Origin of the sequence: Streptococcus sp. SK140, assembly GCF_000259525.1 — a bacterium.
Classification (GTDB): Bacteria; Bacillota; Bacilli; order Lactobacillales; family Streptococcaceae; genus Streptococcus.
Window position 1 is genome coordinate 84516 of record NZ_AJML01000022.1, and the last position, 18171, is coordinate 102686.

General features: G+C 37.4%; 15 protein-coding genes and 1 pseudogene. 5 read left to right on the plus strand and 11 right to left on the minus strand.

What is annotated here, in order from left to right:
• Positions 1 to 2: 2 nt before the first annotated feature.
• From HMPREF1116_RS06290 to HMPREF1116_RS06310, 5 genes are all read left to right on the plus strand, one after another.
• Complete coding sequence (locus HMPREF1116_RS06290) at positions 3 to 995, plus strand: alpha-ketoacid dehydrogenase subunit beta (protein WP_000448506.1); 993 nt, start codon at positions 3 to 5, stop codon at positions 993 to 995.
• Positions 996 to 1326: 331 nt separating this feature from the next.
• A complete protein-coding gene (locus HMPREF1116_RS06295) occupies positions 1327 to 2370 on the plus strand; it encodes a dihydrolipoamide acetyltransferase (RefSeq protein ID WP_000752690.1) in 1044 nt (347 codons plus the stop codon).
• Positions 2371 to 2408: 38 nt separating this feature from the next.
• Positions 2409 to 4112, plus strand: a complete 1704-nt coding sequence (lpdA, locus tag HMPREF1116_RS06300) for a dihydrolipoyl dehydrogenase (RefSeq protein ID WP_001162889.1) — start codon at positions 2409 to 2411, stop codon at positions 4110 to 4112.
• Between the two features lie 58 nt (positions 4113 to 4170).
• Entirely contained in the window at positions 4171 to 5160 is a 990-nt protein-coding gene (locus tag HMPREF1116_RS06305; RefSeq protein ID WP_000873974.1) for a lipoate--protein ligase, read from the plus strand.
• A gap of 111 nt (positions 5161 to 5271) precedes the next feature.
• Entirely contained in the window at positions 5272 to 5913 is a 642-nt protein-coding gene (locus tag HMPREF1116_RS06310; RefSeq protein WP_000590819.1) for a hypothetical protein, read from the plus strand.
• A gap of 77 nt (positions 5914 to 5990) precedes the next feature.
• Here HMPREF1116_RS06310 and xerS read toward each other — a convergent pair whose 3' ends face one another.
• From xerS to HMPREF1116_RS12335, 11 genes and pseudogenes are all read right to left on the minus strand, one after another.
• Positions 5991 to 7061 carry a tyrosine recombinase XerS gene (gene xerS / locus HMPREF1116_RS06315; RefSeq protein ID WP_000817891.1) on the minus strand — a complete coding sequence of 357 codons (1071 nt, stop codon included), beginning with the start codon at positions 7059 to 7061 and terminating at the stop codon, positions 5991 to 5993.
• 736 nt (positions 7062 to 7797) lie between these two features.
• A complete protein-coding gene (locus HMPREF1116_RS06320; protein ID WP_000392581.1) occupies positions 7798 to 9348 on the minus strand; it encodes a ClC family H(+)/Cl(-) exchange transporter in 1551 nt (516 codons plus the stop codon).
• A gap of 11 nt (positions 9349 to 9359) precedes the next feature.
• Entirely contained in the window at positions 9360 to 10142 is a 783-nt protein-coding gene (locus HMPREF1116_RS06325; protein WP_000201094.1) for a ribonuclease HII, read from the minus strand.
• Complete coding sequence (gene ylqF / locus HMPREF1116_RS06330) at positions 10129 to 10980, minus strand: ribosome biogenesis GTPase YlqF (RefSeq protein WP_000201329.1); 852 nt, start codon at positions 10978 to 10980, stop codon at positions 10129 to 10131. The genes HMPREF1116_RS06325 and ylqF overlap by 14 nt, the downstream gene beginning before the upstream one ends.
• A 167-nt stretch (positions 10981 to 11147) precedes the next feature.
• Positions 11148 to 11444: an Imm40 family immunity protein gene (imm40, locus tag HMPREF1116_RS12570; RefSeq protein WP_081478789.1), complete on the minus strand. Its 297-nt coding sequence runs from the start codon at positions 11442 to 11444 to the stop codon at positions 11148 to 11150.
• A gap of 111 nt (positions 11445 to 11555) precedes the next feature.
• On the minus strand, positions 11556 to 13568 hold the full coding sequence (locus HMPREF1116_RS06335; protein ID WP_000722156.1) for a glucosaminidase domain-containing protein: 2013 nt from the start codon (positions 13566 to 13568) through the stop codon (positions 11556 to 11558).
• 214 nt (positions 13569 to 13782) lie between these two features.
• Positions 13783 to 14229 carry a hypothetical protein gene (locus HMPREF1116_RS0102185; RefSeq protein ID WP_025171268.1) on the minus strand — a complete coding sequence of 149 codons (447 nt, stop codon included), beginning with the start codon at positions 14227 to 14229 and terminating at the stop codon, positions 13783 to 13785.
• Positions 14210 to 15121, minus strand: a complete 912-nt coding sequence (locus HMPREF1116_RS06340; protein WP_000670356.1) for a phosphodiester glycosidase family protein — start codon at positions 15119 to 15121, stop codon at positions 14210 to 14212. Before HMPREF1116_RS06340 ends, HMPREF1116_RS0102185 begins: the two co-directional genes overlap by 20 nt.
• Positions 15118 to 16161 carry a bifunctional glycosyltransferase family 2/GtrA family protein gene (locus HMPREF1116_RS06345; protein ID WP_001106818.1) on the minus strand — a complete coding sequence of 348 codons (1044 nt, stop codon included), beginning with the start codon at positions 16159 to 16161 and terminating at the stop codon, positions 15118 to 15120. The genes HMPREF1116_RS06340 and HMPREF1116_RS06345 overlap by 4 nt, the downstream gene beginning before the upstream one ends.
• A 224-nt stretch (positions 16162 to 16385) precedes the next feature.
• Positions 16386 to 16883: a YkgJ family cysteine cluster protein gene (locus HMPREF1116_RS06350; protein ID WP_000031465.1), complete on the minus strand. Its 498-nt coding sequence runs from the start codon at positions 16881 to 16883 to the stop codon at positions 16386 to 16388.
• Positions 16884 to 16991: 108 nt separating this feature from the next.
• Positions 16992 to 18170, minus strand: a pseudogene (locus HMPREF1116_RS12335) (hypothetical protein).
• Position 18171: the final 1 nt, after the last annotated feature.

The following is an 18171-nucleotide window of genomic DNA, read 5'->3' on the forward strand; positions in this document are numbered from 1 at the left end:
ATATGGAAACTAAATTAATGTCTTTCCGCGATACCATTATCCTTGCAATGTCTGAGGAAATGCGTCGTGATGAAAATGTGCTTTTGATGGGTGAAGATGTCGGAGTTTTCGGTGGAGACTTCGGTACTTCAGTAGGTATGCTTGAAGAATTTGGTCCAGAACGTGTTCGTGACTGTCCAATCTCTGAAGCTGCAATTTCTGGTGCTGCTGCTGGTGCTGCTATGACTGGACTTCGTCCAATCGTTGATATGACTTTCATGGACTTTTCAGTTATTGCCATGGATAATATCGTCAACCAAGCAGCTAAAACTCGTTACATGTTTGGCGGTAAAGGTCAAGTTCCTATGACAATCCGCTGTGCGGCCGGTAATGGAGTTGGTTCTGCAGCTCAACACTCACAATCCTTGGAATCTTGGTTTACTCATATCCCAGGATTGAAAGTTGTAGCGCCAGGTACACCAGCGGATATGAAGGGTCTTCTCAAGTCATCTATCCGTGATAACAACCCAGTCATTATTCTTGAATATAAATCAGAATTCAACCAAAAAGGTGAAGTCCCAGTTGATCCAGACTATACTATCCCACTTGGTGTCGGAGAAATCAAACGAGAAGGAACTGATGTAACAGTAGTAACATACGGTAAAATGCTTCGTCGTGTCATGCAAGCAGCTGAAGAATTGGCTGAGGAAGGCATCTCAGTAGAAGTAGTAGACCCACGTACTTTGGTTCCACTTGATAAAGACATCATTATTAATTCAGTTAAGAAGACTGGAAAAGTAGTTCTTGTAAACGATGCCCACAAGACAAGTGGTTTTATCGGTGAAATCTCAGCTATTATTTCAGAATCAGAAGCATTCGATTATTTAGATGCACCTATTCGCCGTTGTGCAGGTGAGGATGTACCAATGCCTTATGCACAAAATCTTGAAAATGCAATGATTCCGACAGTTGAAAGCATCAAAGATGCCATTCGTAAAACATATAATAAACAATAATACATAACATAAATTATGTAACAATCAATAAATCAAACGAAGAAACTTTGTATCTATGGATGCAAAGTTCTCTGCGTCCTTGATATCTTAGATTAGAGCATGGGCTAAAAGCTCGGAAAAAAGATAAATCTCCTTGACTTCATCGAAGTCTGCGTAGATTTCCTATTTTTCAGTCGCTTTTAAACGCCCTTTGCATCATAAAATTGAACTCGGGCTAAAGTCTTTGTGAAAAAGATAAACTTTCCTAGAAACTAATGTTTCTTCGTCAAGTTTCCTATTTTCACTGTGACTTTTGACACCCTTAGTATCTTATAATAGAATAGGAGAGGTCATGGCTGATGATAAGCTAAGAGCGACTCCTGCGGCTAGAAAATTAGCAGATGATTTAGGGATAAATCTCTACGATATTTCTGGCTCAGGCTCAAACGGTCGTGTCCACAAAGAAGACGTGGAAACATATAAAGACACTAACGTGGTTCGCATTTCACCACTCGCAAAACGAATTGCACTAGAGCATAATATTGCTTGGCAAGAAATCCAAGGAACTGGTCACCGTGGTAAGATTATGAAGAAGGATGTTTTAGCCTTTCTTCCTGAAAATATCGAAAACGATACGATTAAATCACCTGCTCAAATTGAGAAAGTCGAAGAAGTTCCAGATAACGTGACACCATACGGCGAAATCGAGCGTATTCCGATGACACCGATGCGTAAAGTTATTGCTCAACGTATGGTTGAGTCATACTTAACTGCTCCAACCTTTACGCTTAACTACGATGTTGATATGTCTGAAATGCTTGCCCTTCGTAAGAAAGTTCTTGATCCAATTATGGAAGCAACTGGTAAGAAAATCACTGTTACAGATTTGCTTTCACTTGCGGTTGTCAAAACTCTTATGAAACATCCATATATCAACGCTTCGTTGACTGAAGATGGTAAGACAATCATCACTCACAATTATGTCAACCTTGCGATGGCAGTTGGTATGGATAATGGATTGATGACACCAGTTGTCTATAATGCAGAAAAAATGAGCTTGTCTGATTTGGTGGTTGCATTTAAGGACGTTATTGGACGTACCTTGGAAGGAAAACTAGCTCCTAGCGAATTGCAAAATTCAACCTTCACCATCAGTAACTTGGGGATGTTTGGTGTTCAATCATTTGGTCCTATCATCAATCAACCAAACTCAGCAATTCTCGGGGTTAGCTCAACAGTTGAGAAACCAGTTGTAGTTAATGGTGAAATCGTGATTCGTCCAATTATGAGTCTTGGATTGACAATTGACCACCGTGTCGTAGATGGTATGGCTGGTGCTAAGTTTATGAAAGACTTGAAAGCTTTAATTGAAAACCCAATCTCAATGTTGGTTTAAAATATTTGTTTTAGAAATATAGATAGAGGAAGTAAGATATGGCCTTAGAAGTAATTATGCCAAAAGCCGGCGTGGATATGACAGAAGGACAAATCGTCCAATGGAATAAAAAAGTCGGAGAATTTGTAAAAGAAGGAGAAATCCTTTTGGAAATCATGACTGACAAAGTCAGCATGGAATTGGAAGCAGAAGAAGACGGTTACTTGATCGCTATCCTTAAAGGTGATGGTGAAACAGTTCCAGTCACAGAAGTTATCGGTTATCTTGGTGAAGAAGGGGAAAATATTCCTACAGCTGGAGCAGCTGCATCAGAAGCTAGCCCAGCACCTGCAGCAAGCGCCTCAAACGATGATGGTAAGAGCGATGATGCTTACGACATCGTTGTTATCGGTGGTGGACCTGCTGGTTATGTATCTGCCATCAAAGCTGCTCAATTGGGTGGTAAGGTTGCTCTTGTTGAGAAATCTGAACTTGGTGGAACATGCTTGAACCGCGGATGTATCCCAACTAAGACTTACCTTCACAACGCTGAAATTATTGAAAATATTGGTCACGCTGCAAATCGTGGTATCGTGATTGAAAATCCTAACTTCACTGTTGACATGGACAAACTTTTAGAAACAAAATCTAAAGTTGTTAATACTCTTGTTGGTGGTGTTGCAGGACTACTTCGTAGCTATGGAGTTGATGTTCATAAGGGTATCGGTACTATTACTAAAGATAAGAATGTCTTGGTAAATGGTTCTGAATTGCTTGAAACTAAGAAGATTATCCTTGCTGGTGGTTCAAAAGTCAGCAAGATCAACGTTCCTGGTATGGAATCATCACTTGTGATGACGAGTGATGATATCCTTGAAATGAACGAAGTACCAGAAAGCCTTGTGATCATCGGTGGTGGAGTTGTCGGTATCGAACTTGGACAAGCCTTCATGACCTTCGGTTCAAAAGTAACTGTTATCGAAATGATGGATCGTATCGTTCCAGCTATGGATTCTGAAGTATCTAAGAACCTTCGCTTAATCCTCGAGCGCAAAGGTATGACTATCTTGACGGGTACTAAACTCCAAGAAATCATTGAAGAAGATGGCAAACTCCGTATCAAAGTTGAAGGAAAAGATGATATCATCGCGAATAAGGCCCTTCTTTCAATCGGTCGTGTTCCAGACCTTGAAGGTATCGGTGAAGTCGAGTTTGAATTAGAACGTGGTCGTATCAAAGTCAATGAATACATGGAAACTTCTGTTCCAGGTATCTACGCACCAGGTGATATCAACGGTACTAAGATGTTGGCTCACGCTGCCTTCCGTATGGGTGAAGTTGCGGCTGAAAATGCGCTTAAAGGAAACCACGCTGTTGCCAAATTGAACTTGACTCCTGCAGCTATCTATACACTTCCAGAAGTAGCAGCAGTTGGTTTGACTGAAGAACAAGCTCGTGAGAAATATGATGTAGCAATTGGTAAATTCAACTTTGCAGCAAACGGTCGTGCAATTGCTTCTGATGCTGCTCAAGGTTTTGTTAAAGTTATTGCCGATAAGAAATATGGTGAAATCCTTGGTGTTCATATAATTGGTCCAGCAGCAGCTGAATTGATCAACGAAGCGTCAAGTATCATTGAAATGGAAATCACTGTTGAAGAAATGCTTAAGACAATCCACGGTCACCCAACATACTCTGAAGTTATGTACGAAGCATTTGCTGATGTTCTTGGAATGGCTATCCATTCACCTAAGAAAAAATAAAAATAGATAGACTAGACTGGAATTATTTTCCAGTCTCTATCGTATTAGAAGGTATCTTATGAAATATATTATCAATCATTCAAACGACACTGCCTTTAATATTGCTTTAGAGGAATATGCTTTTAAACACCTTTTGGACGAGGATCATATTTTCCTGCTTTGGATTAACAAACCATCTATCATTGTAGGTCGTCACCAAAATACCATCGAAGAAATCAACCGAGACTACGTTCGTGAACACGGAATTGAAGTAGTACGTCGTATCAGTGGTGGTGGAGCAGTTTATCATGATTTGAACAACCTCAACTATACAATCATTTCAAAAGAAGATGAAAACAAGGCCTTTGACTTCAAGAGCTTCTCTACTCCAGTTATCAATACCTTGGCGGAACTTGGTGTTAAAGCTGAGTTCACAGGTCGTAATGATCTTGAGATAGACGGTAAAAAATTCTGTGGAAATGCGCAAGCCTATATCAACGGACGTATCATGCACCATGGTTGTCTTCTCTTTGACGTTGATTTGTCTGTCCTTGCTAATGCACTCAAAGTTTCTAAAGACAAGTTCGAATCAAAAGGGGTTAAATCAGTCCGTGCTCGAGTAACTAATATTATCGATGAATTGCCAGAAAAGATCACTGTTGAAGAGTTCCGTGACTTGCTTTTGGAATACATGAAAAAAGAATACCCTGAGATGACTGAGTATGTATTCTCAGATGAAGAATTGGCTGAAATCAATCGAATCAAAGAAACTAAGTTTGGAACTTGGGACTGGAACTATGGCAAATCACCTGAATACAATGTCCGTCGTGGAACTAAATTCCCAAGCGGTAAGGTTGAAATCTTTGCTAATGTTATTGAATCAAAAATTCAAGACATCAAGATTTACGGTGACTTTTTCGGTATCGAAGATGTTGCAGCAGTAGAAGACGTTCTTCGTGGTGTCAAATACGAACGTGAAGATGTCCTCAAAGCACTTCAAACCATTAACTTAGGCCGTTACTTCGCAGGAATTACTGCTGAAGAAATTGCTGAAGCAGTTGTTGAATAAAATCAAAAGAGATCCATGTAATATGGATTTCTTTTTTGTTTAAACTTGATATTAAAATTTGATGGGAGTATAATATAGTGGAAATTTAAAATAATTAGGAAAAAGTAAATAATGATAAAAATTCCAATTGAAAATCTCGGACTATTTGAACAGTTAGATCGTACTGTGGTAGCTTTTTTTAAAAACCAAGAATCTACAAATCCTTACGATTTGAATATTAGTATCACCCAAGAACACTTCGATAAGAAAAGACAAGAGTTAGAACCATTAGGTTTGCAAGCTGTCCAAATCCCACTGGGAATGGCTTTAGACAATGTTATTCAGCAAGAACATTTTAAAGCCCTAATTATTGGTGGTCTTGCTCCTGAGGAAATTATCGTTAGCAAAGAAGCATTAATGCCTATGAAAGACATTGTTGATAGTTTTTGTATTATGTATGCTGCAGCTAATAACCGCCTTGAAAATAGTAAAGCTTATGAATTAATGAAAAATAAAACGGTCTACTTTATTGGAAAACTTCTTACTGACATTCCACAAAAAGATGATGAAATTGCTTATATGGGTATTGATAGAACAGCTAACGATGGTACGCCATATGAAGCTGTTAAATGCTTTTTAACGAAAGAAAGTGCTGAGAAGTACAACGAAGAGAAAAGACCCATCAGCCCTGCGAATCTGGCTTATCTAAAGTCATTTTTGGGAAAACCAGTTATCATTGAGCCACACAGAAATTATTGGATTGAATTTTTATAGAATAATAAAAGAGCGTTAGATAATAAAAAATCTATCGCTTTTTCAAAACTATTTTACATAATTTATATTATGTATTATCAAAGACTGTCCAAGGCATTCTTTTGCTCATCATTGACAATATGGGTATACAAGTCGGTAACTTGTGTGCTAGCATGTCCTAGCTGGTGACTGACCAAAACTTGTGATTTAGTAGCATCATAGAGACGCGTTGCTAATGTGTGGCGTAGCTTGTGGGGCGTCACGCGGACTTTGAAGTCTTTTGAATACTTGGCGACCATTTTTTCAACACTTGAAGCATCAATCCGGTTTGGAACACCTCGATACAAGGTTAGAAAGAGGGCTGTATCAGTCTTTTCTGTCTTGTAACGTTTGTCTCGAATAGCAAGATATTGCTCCAGATAAGGCTTCGCAAAGGCAGCAACATTGACCGAATCTCGTTTTCCACCTTTTCGAGTGACATCAATGACCATCATCTTGAGATTAAGGTCTCGAAGGTCCAGATTTACTGCCTCAGAGAGACGAACACCAGAGGCAAGAAGGAGTGAAATGATGGCTAAATCTCGCTCTTTATTCTTATTAAAGGAGGATAAGGCGCGATTTGAGAGAGTTTTAGGGTATTCCTCATCTATATAATTCAAAAAACCTTCTGTTTCATCACCTAAAAAGAGTTTTTGCTTGATATTTTCAGCTCGGGCAGCCAAGGTTTCTTTCTTTTTCTTGGTAGCAACCTTCTTCATGACATTGCGATAGAAATAAGGTTCACCTTGTTCATTTTCAACTTCCTCGGTCAAATATTTATAAAGACTAGACAATGCAGATAAAGTACGGTTAATGGTTGTTTGAGAAACTCCTTGTTTAGTTGTATTGGCATTCAGCAACGGTCGTTCACGCAAGTAAAGAATAAAAGATTCCATGTCTTTCTTGGTCATATTCTCAAGTACATCTAAAGGTATATTTGCCATGGTGTCAGCATTCGATATACCAGATTCTAAAACCCAGCTGAAAAATCGATCGTATTCCTTTAAGTATTCGTACAAGGTTGTAAAACTGTAGGGAACAGCTAATTTCGATTGGTAGTATTCCAGAACGTACCAGGGCATGACTTGTTTGAGTTTATCAATACGTTCTAATAAGATCTCGCGTTTCATGTTTTTCTCCAAATCTTTCTATACTAGTAGTATAGCATAGCCAGATATATTTTTCAAGAAAATTATAGTTTTTCGGAAAGAAGTTATAGGAGATATATCGGATTGTCTTAGTAAAAACACATAACCAAAAAAATTTTTAAGCCAATTATACTCAATTATGTACTTTATTTAAGTGAACACTGGAATTTTTTACTACTCTCAATTCAGGTGAAAATGTACTTTATTTAAGTGAAAACTAAAAATATTTCAAATGTACATTTTGACAATAAAAAAACACTCTAATATCAATTTAATGAAATTTAGAGTGTTTTTATTTATCTATATTTTTTTAAACTGTACAAAGTGTTCTTGCAAAATACCACTCCAGAATAATGTACAAAACAAACATAAAGTACACTTTTTAAAGAATGTACTTTATGTTTCTAATTCAGTTATATCAATGGTTTAGTTCATGTTAAGTCGATTGTACATAAACTTTTAGTTTTGCTATATAATGGAAAAATCGCTTAAAATTTGGTAATTCATTGCTTCATTGAACTTATAGTTTTAAAATTTCTAATCTTCTTCAGTCTATTCGAATATAATATAAAAACTCGATCTCATCATCTAGAGACCGAGATTTTGTTTTTATATAGTTTTCATCTATAAGAATCTGTCGGGTCAAATAAATCTGAAAAGAATTTTTCTTAAATCATCAACAGATACAACATAACATAAATTATGTAAACAAATACTGCTATAAAAGCAAATCTTTCACTTTTCCAATTTCACTTTTTGGAATTACGAGATGAATCATATCACCTAGATACATCCTTGTAGATCCATTAACTGTCTTACTCTTACCATTATGTACCTGGGTTGTGATAAGCACATTATGAGGTAAATTGAGTTCGTGTACTTGTTTTCCAGCTATTTTGTCTGAAACCGGAATTTCTATCAGTGTAACTTCTCCATCATCAGTTGCTGATTCAGGTAGCATTTTCTCCAGCATGGCTTCATAAACCGGTGCCCCTTTGAGCAAATCCATGACGATGTAAGCTACTAGGGTAACCATCCCTAAAGGCATGAGATTTCGGATGTCACCAACCATTTCAGTCACAAGAATCATAGCTGTCAAAGGTGCTTTTGAGATAGCCCCAAAATAACCACTCATTCCAAGGATAACAAAGATAGGAAATTGCTGCTGGCTAACAAGTCCAAGATTGACACAAATAACGCCTACTAGGGCACCAAGTAAGGATCCTAATGCTAAAATCGGTAAGAAAATACCACCTGGCAGTCCACTTCCGTAACTAATCATGCTCCAGATAAAGCGAATGATGAAGTAAATTAAGAGAATTTGAAAACTATAATCTTGTTCTGTTAAGGATAAGACAACCTGATTGCCCCCACCAAGTATTTGAGGTAGAAAAATTCCTACTGGAATAATAAGAATAAAGGCAAAGATCGGATGATATGCTTTATCAATGTGAACCTTTTGGCCAATCCAATCATAAACTTTTCCGACATTCAGAACGGCTTTTTCATAAAGAAAACCTGAGAGCCCAAGAAAAATTCCCATCACCAGATAAATCCAATATTGATTCAAGCTCATGAGAGGGATATCATCTGGCATATCCAGAACGGGTGTTAAGCCAAAGATGAGAAGAGAAACAAAGTTTGCTACCAGACTAGCTGCCAAAGTAGATACCCAGAAAAATCTTGAAAAATGATGGTAAACTTCTTCTACTACAAAAAGCAGACCTGCTATTGGAGCGTTAAAGGCTGCAGCAAGTCCAGCAGCAGCTCCACTCGCGATTAAAGAACGTTCTTCGACAGGGCTAGACTTGAGCCACTTAGCAATTCCTTTACCTCCAACAGCACCTAGTTGAATACTTGGACCTTCACGCCCTAACATGAGTCCACTCGCAATTGCGAGAATACCAAGAACATATTTCTTCCATAGCACACTCCACCAGTTGAGAGACATGAGACCTTTTAACTCTGCCTCAACTTGAGGAATACCAGAACCTTTGATATCTTTTTCCGAGCGTGTTAATTTGGCGCTAAGCCAGCAAATAACAAGATAAAGCAGGGAGATAATCAACAGGTTACGTACAAGATTATCTTGATCATGATAAAGCCCTTGGATGACATGAAATCCTTTTTCAATAGAAAACCGAAAAGACCCAACAATAAGGCCTACGACTAATCCAACGATAATACCTCGCCCTACTTGAGATAGAATTGTACTAGATGCAAAGGCAAATTCTTTCTTGGAACTAAGTGTTTCCGACTGTTCCTCCATAATTTTCTCCTTTAATTATCTTTTTCAGCTTCTGAAACGATCGTTTTAATCGGTTCAAAGCTTGTGCGATGAATGGGTGTAACACCGTGCTTTTCTAAACCTTCTAAATGTTTAGCCGTTCCATAACCAGCATTTTGAGAAAAATCATAACCTGGAAATTCCTGATCATAGTTTTCCATGATCTTATCTCTGGTAACCTTAGCAACGATCGATGCTGCGGCAATAGAAAGCGAGTTCGCATCTCCTTTGATGATGGATGTTTGAGAAATCGGCAAATCCAATTTCATAGCATCAATCAAAAGATGTTCTGGTTGAGGTTCAAGCTGAGAGATAGCTTCTTTCATGGCTAGTTTAGTCGCTTCATAGATATTGACTTGATCAATGACATGATTGTCCATAATGCCAATACTGATTGCAAGAGCCTTATCTTTAACGGCTTGAAAAATCTCCTCATGTTTTCTCTTAGGAATCTTCTTACTGTCATTCAAGCCTTTTATCTTACAATTATTTGGCAGAATGACTGCTGCAGCAACAACAGGCCCAGCTAAAGGCCCACGTCCAACTTCATCTACACCTGCAATTAAGCTAATACCTTGAGCATAAAACTCTTTTTCATAGCTAAGCATGGCTTCTAAGCGGAGATTTTCATCAATTTTAGCTTGAATGGCTTTCTTACGCTTTTCAATTTCCTTTTGTACACCTGAACGAGAATCTTTTTCAAATTCCTTAAACAAGGGACTTTCAAGTTCAGTTATCTTTGCTAATTCTTCTTTTATTTCTTTAATCGTTGCCATTGAGGTCTTCCAATGTATCTAATGTATAGTTACCTAGTTTTCCATCACGAACTTCTTTGACGAAAAGATTGTAAAAGCGATCATAATCATCACGGAAACCAAGGATACGAGTCATGTCCATGATAATTTCAGGAGCTTCATCGTCCAGATTCATTTGTTTAAAACGTTCTTGAAGCTTATCGGGATAATGGGTTTTAAAGTAATTAAGACCGAAAATCGTCACTTCATCCATTGGAAGCAACTGATCTTTGATAGCTCCAGTTAATGCGAGTTTAAGGGCGACAGTTTCATCTTCAAATTTTGGCCAGAGAATCCCTGGAGTATCCAAAATTTCCAAATCCTTATTGGTTTTAAGCCATTGTTGACCCTTAGTAACACCAGGTTTATTACCAACTACAGCAATTTTCTTACCAGCCAAACGGTTCATCAGTGTTGATTTACCAGCATTTGGAATACCGATTATCATGGTACGTAAGGTTTCGATTTGAATCCCACGTTCCTTTTGACGAGCAATCTTATCTGCCATGAGTTTCTTAGCAGCGTCCGTTACAACTTTTACCGTAATTTGCTCTTTAGAATTGATTGCCAGTGTTTGAATGCCTTGTGATTCAAAATGCTGACGCCATTCTTTTGTTAATGCTGGGTCTGCTAGGTCTGCCTTGTTCAAAATCAATAGTCTTGGTTTATCTCCGATGATTTTCGTCAGCATCGGATTTTGACTTGACAAGGGCAAACGTGCATCTACTAAAACTGTCACAAAATCAACGAATTTTAAATTTTCCTGAACCTGACGACGCGCCTTGGACATATGTCCAGGAAACCATTGAATAGTTGCCATGAGAGTATAATTCCTTTCTCTTATTGGATTTGTATCTATTTTTCCAGTTTCAAAAATTAAATACAAATCTTTTTCTAAAATAAATCACTGTCTTTTATTATAACATGATTTCTCGTATTTGACGCTTGATTCAATGCCGATTGTAAAATGTTTTCTAAGTGAATCAGTCACAAATGAAATTCCTCATTGTCTAAAACGATTGAAAAATAAGAGTGTTCACCATGATTTTTAACATAGTTGCTGATATACTTTTCTGTTTGGAAAATGGATTCACTGCTATCAATAGTTGGATCTTGTTTCTCGTAATACCAATTATCATAAGTATGTGTCAATTGGCCATTCTTGTAGCAAAAAGCATCCCCACCTAGTATAATTTGATTATTGGCTTTGAGATTATTAAGTAAGTCTGGGATTACTGAATAATCATAAGCGTATGCATCAATTCCTAAGTCACGTAAATCAATTCCTCATTTATTTCTATTCTCGAAATTCTGCTTCACAAAGTTCATTTTTCAAGTTTTCTTGATAAGCAAAATCGATAACCACTATACAGTCGTTATCGATTTTAATGATTTTTAATCTTTTTCACCAAGCTTGCTGTTAATTGACATCATGATGCTTGCAATTTTTTCTCCCCAGTATGGATCTGAAGCATAAAGGACATTCATACCTGATGATTTATTTCCTAGGTATGTTCTCCCATTATCGATGTAATTTTCGCGAATCCACTTGGCTGCACCTAAGATACCCTTATCAACATCGTCAAAGCTTTTAGCTGAATCATATGGCGTTGTATCATAAGCAGCGATACCAAAGAAGTTATTTTTATCCTTAGCAATTTGGCTACGTCCCCATGAACTTTCAAGAGCACTATGGGCGATTAGATAGAGAGCGTTGATCTGATAGCGTTCTTCAGCTTCTTTAAAGATTGCACCCTTACCTGCCAGACGACTTCCCTTGATATTCATAAGAGAATAGACTTTATCTAATTCTTCAGCTGTGTAATTGCTTGGTTTTCTTAAATCTCTAAATAAGAAAGGATTTTCAACTGTAAAGTTTTCAAAATTGATACCATCAGCTGAATAGTATTTTTTGCCAATTGCCATTGATGAACTATGAGGTGCTACACGGATACTTGCGTATGGTGACAATTCATGGTAGAGATAGTTACCATCAGTGGCATAGTGAGGAATAAAGTCACTATCAGAGCTGACTGCTACTAGATCACTCTTGTTCATATATCCTGAAAGACCTGAAATTTTGACTGGAAGTCGACCGTCTTTGGCTTCTGCTCCATCAATCGCTACAATACTTCCTTGCGAAATATAGCTGAGTTTCTCACCAGAAGCGCTATATACATTTGCTGTAATTGGTTTTACTTTATAGTATGCTGCTGTATCAGAAATCCATTTCCCATTGCTTTGGAACGTATAGTCTTTCCCGTTAATGGTGAAGTTACCAGTTACATAAGCTCCGTCTTCTTTTAGATAATACCAAGCATTGTAGTCCTTATCGAAAATCCATTCATTTTTGGCCATATAACCAAAAGGTTTGAGATAGTAAGAACCTACCCATTGATTTTCAGCATAGGTGCCGTCTGATTTGAGATAGAACCAGCTCTTGAATTTTTCATCGAAAATCCATTCACTTTTGGCCATGGCCCCACTATCTTTTAGATAGTATTTCTCTTTCCATTGGCTACTTAACATGACACCGTCTTTATTAAAATAGTACCATGAACCGCTGATTTTCTCCCACTTGTCGCGAATAATTTTTCCTGATGCTGTAGCATAATACCACTTATCTTCGAGTTTTGCCCAGGCATTTTCCGCCATAGCTCCACTAGTCTTGAGAAGATAGTCTTTATAAATAGTAGCACTTAGCATGACACCAGATTCATCAAATCGATACCATTGTCCATCAATCTTTGCCCACTTGTCACGATTGATTTTTCCTTCTTGATCGCCGTAGTACCATTTATCACCAATTTTTACCCAGCTATTTTCAGCTAAGACACCACTTGCTTTGAACAGATAATCATCGTAAACTGCATTGCTGATCATGATACCATTTTCATCGAATCGATACCAAACACCCGCTATCTTTTTCCAATTATTACGAGTAACTTTCCCGTCCTCAGTGGCATAATACCATTGGTTGTCAATTTTTACCCAAGAAGATTCTGCCAAAGCACCGCTATTATTCAATAGGTAATCATTAAAAATAGTATTACTAAGCATGATGCCATCTTGATTGAAATAGTACCAGACTCCTGCTATTTTTTTCCAATTTGAAACGGGCTGATTATCCTCATAATAACGCCATTGGTTATTTTCTTTTTGCCAACCTTCTTTGTTAACTACTTCTACTACTGTTTCTTTTGAAGGTTTTTCTTTGGTCTCTGGAGTTTGAGAAGTTGCTTTTTCAGCTTCGCTTTGATTTTTCTTCTCATTGCTTACTGTATTGGTAGCAATCTTTTCTGATGATTGAACATTATTGGTAGCTTGAGAATCCTCGGCATAGACGGTCGTTTTTGCAAAACCTGCCATAGAGAGGGCAACTGTACTTGCCAGCAATATTTTTTTCATTCTTTTCTCCTTACGAATACCTAGATATTGTATTTGGTGTTTCTATATATTGTGTAAAAAACAGTATTTATCCACTATATTATACAATATTCTGTTAAATATAAAAGTAGTATCTTTCAGAAGAAAAGAACTTGTAATATTTTTAAAATATTTTAGAAATAAAAATCAATAAAAAGTAGTCGAACATAAGTTGAACGACTACTTTTTTATAACATTATACCTGACTGTAGACTTCTTTGCGATTCGTTTTGGTTGCTTTAGGAGAATTATTCCAAAGGTTTGGATTGATGAAAATAGTGACGATCGCTAGTATTGCAAACCCAATCCCAACGTACCAGTAGGGTGCATCCAAGGTTGTTGAGCGTCCAGAAAGATTGACAATCCCGCGGAAAAGTATACCTGCCGTAATAATCGCTACTGCCGAATTCCATAGATTTAGACTAATACGAGAGAAATGTGGGAGAACCTGGAGAAAGATTGCTAGTAGAATTCCTCCAATAAGAGGTACTGCAAATAAATAGTGCATATGAATAGAAGTTTCTCCAAAGCTGAATGCTTCGTAAATTCTAGAAAATGCAAAGAAGAAAATAGTGATTAGTGTATAAGAAATGACCGTTTTTTTAAATCGTTTTTTGCTAAAATTAGTAACCGATGTAGACAATGTCACTCACCGCCCTTTCTGAAATTTTGTTTCCACCAGTCGTTGGTTTATTGATAACCTGACCGTTGAAGTAAAGTGTAGATGATCCACCACCATCAAGGTTGTAGGCTGTTTTTGCTCCATATGATTTCATGACCTCAGCAAGCTGATAAAGAGAGAGACCTTCACTTTCAGAGGTACGTCCATCTGAAACCACGATGATATAGTGGTTTTCATCGATAATACCAATAGCTGTACGAGGATTTGAAGCCATGGCCTGTCCTACTTCTGTATTGGTATCAACTGCAATCTCACCATTTTCGACCAAGGCTGGTCCAAAAGCCAAGAGATTGACGACACCGTCATTTACTAGTTGCTCAGCTGAGATTTGATCTTCGTAAATAACCTTGAAAGAGCCGTCTTTATAAATAGCTAGGTCGCCATTACTAGAATCTTCACGAACAGTATCACGATAAACTACTCCATTACGGATAACATAACCTGTAGAGTTAGCACCATAGTAGTCCCCGTTTACCGCTAAAATGGCATTGTTGTCAGCTGCGGTAACAGAGGTTTTTGCAGTTACATTAGTTCCGTAGGCATTTTGAGCGAAGGCAGTTTTCAGATAATCCGATGAGCTCAGAGAAATATCAGCAACGTAGACTTGGGTATTATTGACCGTCGTTTCAGACAAATTGACAGTAATATTGTCATCTTTATAACTAGAGTCAGTGACAGTAGCTGTCTTAGCAGCTTGACTTGCTGCTGCTGCATTGGAACTTGTGCTAGTTGTAGCAACTGTCGAGATAGTTTCAGCGAGGACAAAGGTCTTTAGCATTGAGTAACTAAAGGATCCTGTCAAGAGTAGGCCAATAACTGAGGCGTAAGCATAGCGTTTCTTTAAAAATTTCATAATACAGTTGATGTCCTTTCCTTAAAGATGAATTTCTTCTGAACTGTCCAAGAGACAGCGAAGAGAAGGATGCCGACGATAACTTTAGCAATCAGAAGGTTGATACCAAAGACTGTAAAGAAGAGACGAATCAGTAGCGTGTCTAAGACAAAGAGTCCAACTGCTAGACCAAAGTATCCCATCCCTGTTTTCACAAGGCTATCGTCATTTTTAAAGACTAGTTTCTTATTTGTAGAATAGTTGAAAATAGAGCTAGTCACACGAGCTACTCCGTTTGCTAGAAAGATTCGTAGACTCGTCGGAACTGTCGGTAAAATCAAGATTGCTAGAGCGTAAACGACATAGTCTACAACAAAGCTACTAAGAGATGATAAGGCAAATTTAAAGATATTTTTATAAATCATGAGCCCATCTTGGATTGGACGGAAGTGTGAAGCCTCATTATCGTTGATATAGACAGTTTCAATAGGTACTTCTAGAATCTCGTATTCTTTTGTTGCTTCGAGCAACATATTCATTTCATATTCGTAACGTTGGCCTTCAATCTTAAGCATAAACGGTATCAAGTTTGTAGTAAAAGCACGAAGACCTGTCTGCGTATCTGTTACTCCTACTCCTGTTTGAAGCTTAAAGAGAGCTTTGGTTAAGCTGTTACCAAAACGGCTACGAAGGGGAACTTTTCCAGAAAAGGCACGTACACCCAAGATTAGCTTGTTTGGATTTTCGGAAGCTTTATTAGCCGTTCGGAAAATATCCCATACCTTGTGCTGTCCATCCGCATCTGCTGTGACAACCGTACCATAAATGTTTTGTTCTTGGATATAAGTAAAGGCTGTTTTTAGAGCCTGCCCTTTACCTTGGTTCACCTGGTGACGAATGACAGTAGCAAATTGTTTTGCTTTATCAAAGATTTTTTTGCACTCTGATGAACTGCCGTCGTCTATGACTAAGATATGAAAATCACTCTTTTCGTGAATTTTTTCGATGAGTTTGATAAGTTTATTATCTGGTTGATAAGCTGGAATGACTATGTAGTTCATATCGATACCTCTTTCTTTGATGATGGAATAACTATACAGAACATCACTTTAAAATACCTTATATCAGTTTTCTTTAAGAAAAAGTTTAAAAAAACTTTAATCTTAAAAAAGGGCTTATCACCTAATAAGAAATTTAGTTTGAATTTTCAGATAAAAATAAATATACAAAAATCCTCAAATAGCAACTGTATTTGAGGATGAATCTTATCATACAATGAAAGTACTTAGTCTATTTTCTCTCTTAATCTTTCAACAAAGAGATAGGCTGCGGGGCAGGTTAGAGTATTTTTAATAGTAAGATTATTGATTTGGTAAATCTTCTTACGGTCAGTATGTGGAAATTCACGACAGGCTTTGGGACGGACATCGTAGATGGAACAGAGATTATCGCCACCTAAAAATGGACAGGGCATAGATTTGAAGACCTTATCTCCATCCTCGTCTACCTGCAAAAACTCAGCTTCAAAGGCTGGCAATTTCATTTTAAAGTACTTTGCAATACGTGTGATATCTGCTTCTTTGAAGTCTGGACCAAGACTCTTGCAGCAGTTAGCGCAGGCTGTACAATCAATTTCATTAAAAACTTCTTGATGGATTTCAAGCGCAATTTTATCTAAATTTTTAGGAGCTTTCTTCTTTAGATTTCCTAAAAACTTACGATGCTCTTTTTGTTTTTGCAAGGCTAGTTGGTGATAATATTCGATATCGATTTCTTTTGACATAGTTTCTTTCTAATTTTTAATATTGGTACATAAATAAAATTATGTCAAATGGTTTAGAGACATAATTTTAACAATAATGAGTTTCTCCATTCAGGACGAAAACTACCGCTATACTATCATTCTTTCTAAAAAAGGTTTGATGCAGTTGGTTAAAATGCCTTCTATCCAAGATTTTTGAGCGGACGATAGATTTTCTTCACATAAACATTCCTTTAGAAAATCACGTACCTGATCAGGTGCTATTTCAAATTCAAAAGCCTTCATTTTGTAGAAAAAGTCAAACAAAGTGTTAGAGAGATAGTCAGTTGAAAATGGAATTTCTCTAGTTTTTCGATACATGATTAGAAGTCGGGAAAAGCGAGCTTTTTCTTCGGGTATATCCTTAAAATACGAGTTAAGCAACCAGACTTGCTTTTGTTTTCTTTCAAGATGATCTTGACTAGCAATGCGTTGATCCTTTTCAAGTTCTCTTTGGTACTGTTTTGATTTTATAGAACGTTCTGCACAATTTTTTCCAAAAAGAATTTTTTCCCACTGGCGCTCTTCTAGTGTCAGTGTTTCGCTCAATCCAAAGTAATCCTGATAGGCACGTTCAGCTGGTCCCATTGCTAGAACCAGGTTATCCGCATATTGTTTAGCAATCTTGTCTCGCTTCTTTCGCTCCTTTTCAGCTTTGATGCGAAGTTCCTGTTCATAGTCAATTTTCTCTTTTCCTAGTTTAACAAGATAGAGCTGATCGTCTGATTTTCCAAGTAGAAAGGGTTTGATAAATTTTTCAAGGACTTCCTCCATACGAGCTTTCTTTAAAGGCTCTGCCCTACTCCAACTTCCACCTTTAAATACCTCCAAAAAGAGTTGATAATCCTTTTCTGGTGAGAATTGATTACCTCGATTTGACTTAAAAGCTCCCTTTTCCCATAGCCAGTTGATCAGTCGCTCATCAAAATCCGTTTTATTAACTCGAATGGCTTCTTTTTTCTAGGCCTTTCTGGTTAGATTTTCAAGCTTTCTGAGAAGTTTTTCCTCCTCTTCTAGCTGTTGATCTAGGCTAATTCTTTGGAAATGACGCACACAGTCACTCCCAATGGGAAAAAGTCGTTTGCCAGTAACTCCGTTAAAAAGTTCATAAGCATACTTAATAGCATTACCGCAAACACAATTGCTTCGACCGATTCCATTAAAAATCAAGGAAACTTCACTCCACTCTTTGGTAGCTTGTTCCCAAGTATCGGCTTTAGAGGCCTCTAAAACTGCATCATATAAGTTTTTTCTAACAGGAATGGACATG

Excerpts from the sequence above, each read along its gene's own strand:
- HMPREF1116_RS06290 (WP_000448506.1), top strand. The coding sequence starts at position 3 with ATGGAAACTAAATTAATGTCTTTCCGCGATACCATTATCCTTGCAATG.
- HMPREF1116_RS06295 (WP_000752690.1), top strand. The coding sequence starts at position 1,327 with ATGGCTGATGATAAGCTAAGAGCGACTCCTGCGGCTAGAAAATTAGCA.
- lpdA (WP_001162889.1), top strand. The coding sequence starts at position 2,409 with ATGGCCTTAGAAGTAATTATGCCAAAAGCCGGCGTGGATATGACAGAA.
- HMPREF1116_RS06305 (WP_000873974.1), top strand. The coding sequence starts at position 4,171 with ATGAAATATATTATCAATCATTCAAACGACACTGCCTTTAATATTGCT.
- HMPREF1116_RS06310 (WP_000590819.1), top strand. The coding sequence starts at position 5,272 with ATGATAAAAATTCCAATTGAAAATCTCGGACTATTTGAACAGTTAGAT.
- xerS (WP_000817891.1), bottom strand. The coding sequence starts at position 7,061 with ATGAAACGCGAGATCTTATTAGAACGTATTGATAAACTCAAACAAGTC.
- HMPREF1116_RS06320 (WP_000392581.1), bottom strand. The coding sequence starts at position 9,348 with ATGGAGGAACAGTCGGAAACACTTAGTTCCAAGAAAGAATTTGCCTTT.
- HMPREF1116_RS06325 (WP_000201094.1), bottom strand. The coding sequence starts at position 10,142 with ATGGCAACGATTAAAGAAATAAAAGAAGAATTAGCAAAGATAACTGAA.
- ylqF (WP_000201329.1), bottom strand. The coding sequence starts at position 10,980 with ATGGCAACTATTCAATGGTTTCCTGGACATATGTCCAAGGCGCGTCGT.
- HMPREF1116_RS06335 (WP_000722156.1), bottom strand. The coding sequence starts at position 13,568 with ATGAAAAAAATATTGCTGGCAAGTACAGTTGCCCTCTCTATGGCAGGT.
- HMPREF1116_RS06340 (WP_000670356.1), bottom strand. The coding sequence starts at position 15,121 with ATGAAATTTTTAAAGAAACGCTATGCTTACGCCTCAGTTATTGGCCTA.
- HMPREF1116_RS06345 (WP_001106818.1), bottom strand. The coding sequence starts at position 16,161 with ATGAACTACATAGTCATTCCAGCTTATCAACCAGATAATAAACTTATC.
- HMPREF1116_RS06350 (WP_000031465.1), bottom strand. The coding sequence starts at position 16,883 with ATGTCAAAAGAAATCGATATCGAATATTATCACCAACTAGCCTTGCAA.